This is a genomic window from Agrobacterium sp. NPDC089420 (assembly GCF_044900305.1).
In the GTDB taxonomy this organism is placed as follows: Bacteria; Pseudomonadota; Alphaproteobacteria; order Rhizobiales; family Rhizobiaceae; genus Agrobacterium.
Window position 1 is genome coordinate 1 of sequence record NZ_JBJDMY010000070.1, and the last position, 1,225, is coordinate 1,225.

Sequence of the window (1,225 nt, forward strand, 5' to 3'; positions counted from 1 at the left end):
GAGGCAGAAGAACGATACTACACCATGCTGGACCTGCCAGCCATGGCCGCATAACTTAACCTAACAGGTCTCCGGCAAACCCGGTGCGGTTCAGTGCGCGATTAAACGACCTGCGATTGCAGTTCGCCAAACACATCGCCCCCAGGGGGATGGTGCGCATCGGTACCGTAGAAGGGATGCTGGCTAGTTTTTTGCCAGACTTCTTGGGCAAATTCACCATTGAATATCCCAACATTGCCACCTCGATCGTAACAGTGGGGTCTAACGACGTTGCGGAACTTACCGCACGGCATGCAGTCGATCTCGGTTTTATTTTTGGTTCGCCCCCACGTAGTGATCTGATCGAACTGGGTATTATGCGCCAACCCCTCTGTGTCGTCGTGCCTCCTCACCATTCCCTCGCAGGTCGGGCACAGTGTTCGATACACGATCTCGCTGGGTTGGGTGTTGTGGTTCCTGACTTGTCCTTTGGTATTCGCCAAGAAGTTGACCGTGCCTGCGCAGAAGCGCGGGTGAAACTTGAGGTAATCTGTGAGACGAATTCCCTAGCTTTGGCCTGCAAGCTCGTTACACGGGCCGGCTTGGCAACGTTTTTGCCCCGATATGCTGTGTTGCCGGAGGTAGAAGCAGGCATACTCACTACTGTGCCCCTACAGGGCAAAAGACTTGCAGCGACGCGTGTCACCTTGGTTCAAAGTGCCACCCGCCCTCTCTCACCGGCTAGCCACCACGTCGCAGATTTGCTGACCTCAGAGATATCAGACTACTCTTGAGTATAGTCACAAAGAGCGCCTTCGGTTACCTTTTGTTGCCCAATGGCTGGACGAATTAACCAGGAGCACGGCAATCGTGCGCAGAATATTGGCTCGGACGCAATTTCGACGGCATCCAGGTTGCCACGATAATGTGAGCCTCTCGCAGATCAAGTTCTCCATGGTCGTACATCCGACGCTTTCCAAGCTTGAGCTTGCTTTTGTCCGTTCGAGCACCGCAAGGTGACCCCGATGACGTTCTGCAACCGTATGCGCGAAGAGTTTGCCACAGATATCTAGCAGAATAGGTGAGCCACAGGCTGAGATCAAAGCGCTATGGAAAACCTCGTGTCGAACGCTCCAATCCCTGGAAATGATGTGACCTTGCCCCGTTAAAATAATCCATTTTGAAGTAAGCTCTGGCCCATTGAGAGGACCAGAGAATGAAGCGTAACCGTTTCACGGACGAACAG

The 1,225-nt window shown here is 53.3% G+C and carries 1 protein-coding gene; it reads left to right on the forward strand.

Annotated elements, in window-relative coordinates:
• Positions 1-116: 116 nt before the first annotated feature.
• Positions 117-773 carry a substrate-binding domain-containing protein gene (locus ACI2KA_RS26975; RefSeq protein WP_404505493.1) on the forward strand — a complete coding sequence of 219 codons (657 nt, stop codon included), beginning with the start codon at positions 117-119 and terminating at the stop codon, positions 771-773.
• The last annotated feature ends 452 nt before the right edge of the window (positions 774-1,225 follow it).